3 protein-coding genes are annotated in these 2171 nt (G+C 74.9%); 2 read left to right on the plus strand and 1 reads right to left on the minus strand.

The annotated features are described in order from the left end of the window. A partial coding sequence (locus N869_RS14605) for a LacI family DNA-binding transcriptional regulator (protein WP_035062808.1) occupies nucleotides 1-370 on the plus strand: 370 nt, incomplete at its 5' end. A 127-nt stretch (nucleotides 371-497) separates the two neighbouring features. On the opposite strand, the gene N869_RS14610 is transcribed toward N869_RS14605, so the two are convergent. Then, the gene (locus N869_RS14610; protein ID WP_035062812.1) at nucleotides 498-1391 is read right to left on the minus strand and encodes a L,D-transpeptidase; all 894 of its coding nucleotides are present in this window, start codon (nucleotides 1389-1391) and stop codon (nucleotides 498-500) included. A 173-nt stretch (nucleotides 1392-1564) separates the two neighbouring features. Between N869_RS14610 and N869_RS14615 the strand changes: the two genes are divergently transcribed. Beyond that, a partial coding sequence (locus tag N869_RS14615; RefSeq protein ID WP_198026094.1) for a Gfo/Idh/MocA family protein occupies nucleotides 1565-2171 on the plus strand: 607 nt, incomplete at its 3' end.

Genomic DNA, 2171 nt, shown 5'->3' on the forward strand with positions numbered 1-2171 from the left:
CGGCCTGCCGGCCGACGCGGTCGAGCACGGCGACTTCACCACCGCCGGCGGTGCGGCGGCGTGCCGCCGGCTCCTGGACGCGCACCCTGACCTGGACGCGGTCTTCGTGGCGTCCGACCCGATGGCGCTCGCCGCGCTGAACGAGCTCGCCTCCCGTGGCCGGCGCGTCCCGGACGACGTCGCGGTGTTCGGGTTCGACGACCTGGGCCTGGCCGAGTCGGCGACCCCGCCTCTGAGCACGGTGGTGAACCCGGTGGAGGAGATGGCCCGGACGGCCGGTCAGATGCTCGTCGACGTCCTGGAGGGCCAGGAGGTCAGCGACGCGGGCCTCGTCCTGCCCGCCGAGCTGGTGCTGCGCAGGTCCACCTGAGGTCGGTCGTGGTCGACGCGCTGGGGCCCCCAACCCGCTGACCGGTGGCGAGGGCACCCACACCGCCTACGTCGCGTCGGCGCCGAGGTGGCCTGACGCACGAGGCCCGCCCGGGGCCACGTGGGTGTCATGACGTGATCAGCACCGGTGTGCCCAGCGGGACCTCGGTGAACGGGTCGAGGGCGTCGGCCGGTACGCGCAGGCAGCCGTTGGAGATCGGGCCCCGGTGGGTGGCGAACGTGTGGATCGCGATCGGGGCCGGACCGCCCAGGAACTGGTCCAGCGTGGGAGAGCTCGCACCGAACATCACGAACAGCGGTGAGTAGGTGGCGGCCGGGTCCGGGTGGATCGACATCACGAACGTCCGGGTCTCGGGCGTGGGGGTGCCCGGTGCGCCGTAGCCGGCCTCGGTGCGGGCCAGGACCCGCGTGCCCTGGGACAGGGTCACGGTGCCCTCACCCAGGTCGATGACGATCCGGTGGTCCGTGGTGTGCAGCTCGACCTCGTCCAGGTGTACCCATCCCGTGGCCTCGTTGACCCCCCCGGGGCCCACCTCGCTGGGCAGGCCGCGGCGGACCGTCAGGAGCACCTGGTGCCACGGGCCGTGGGTGTCGATCACCGGGTAGGACGTCTGCCCGAGGTACTGGACCTGTGGCAGCACGGCGAACGGTTGCCCGCCCGGGGCGTCGTGCAGGACGGCCCCGGCGTCGGACAGCGGCGTCGCCAGGGTCCCGTCCGGCATCGTCGTGGGGTCGGGATCGGCCGGTGCCTGCGGGAGGACCGCCCACGGGTCGGCCGGTGGCAGACCCTCGCGGTCCACCTCCGGCATCGGCGGGACGACCGGGACCGGGGGAGCGGTACGTGCGACGGGTGGTTGCGGCTGGGTGGCGGTCGCCCGCGCGGGGCCCGGCGAGGTCTCGACCACGGGCCCGACGACGGTGCACGCCACCGTCACCAGTGCGGTCCCCGAGAGCACGGCAGCGGCGCGGACGGTGCCCTTGGCGTGCCGGGTCGCGTGCACGTCGCCCCCTCGCGTCGTCGGCCTGGCCCCTGCTGCCACCAGCATGCACCTGGCGGCGCACCTGTGACCAGGTCGTACCAGGCCTGTCACATCGTTGCTTGACGACCTGACGCGTGGGTGTGAGGCTCGGGGAAGCGACGACCGAATCGATTCGCCCCGTCGGAAGGCCAACGATGCCCCTGCCCGATGCCCCCGCCGCCCTCGCCGCCACGGCCGGGCACCCGTCGACCGACGACGGCCCCGGTGGTGGTCCGGTCCGGTCGGTGATCGTGGGCACCGGGGGGATCGCAGGCGCCCACGCCGGGGCCGTGCTCGCGCAGGGTGGCGCGACCCGCCTGGTCGCGGTCGTCGACCTCGACCGTCCCAAGGCCGAGGAGTTCGCGCGGGCCTGGGACGTGCCGGTGGTCGCCACGGACCTCGCCGACGTCCTGGGCCGGCACCAGGTGGACGTGGTGCACGTGTGCACCCCGCCCGGGACCCACGCGGGCCTGGCGACCCAGGCGCTGGCCGCCGGTGCGCACGTGCTCCTGGAGAAGCCCCCGGCCCTGAGCCTCGCGGAGGTCGACCAGGTGCTCCACGCCCAGGACGCCGCGCGTGGGACCGGACCTGGCGGACGCGACCCGCAGGTCGCCGTGGTGTTCCAGCACCGGTTCGGCGCCGGTGCCGGACGTCTGCGGTCGCTCCTCGACGCCGGGGTGCTCGGGCGGTGCCTGGTCGCGCGGTGCGACACGCAGTGGTTCCGGCCGCCGGGGTACTTCGACGTGCCGTGGCGGGGGCGGT

Source organism: Cellulomonas bogoriensis 69B4 = DSM 16987, assembly GCF_000767165.1.
Classification (GTDB): Bacteria; Actinomycetota; Actinomycetes; order Actinomycetales; family Cellulomonadaceae; genus Actinotalea; species Actinotalea bogoriensis.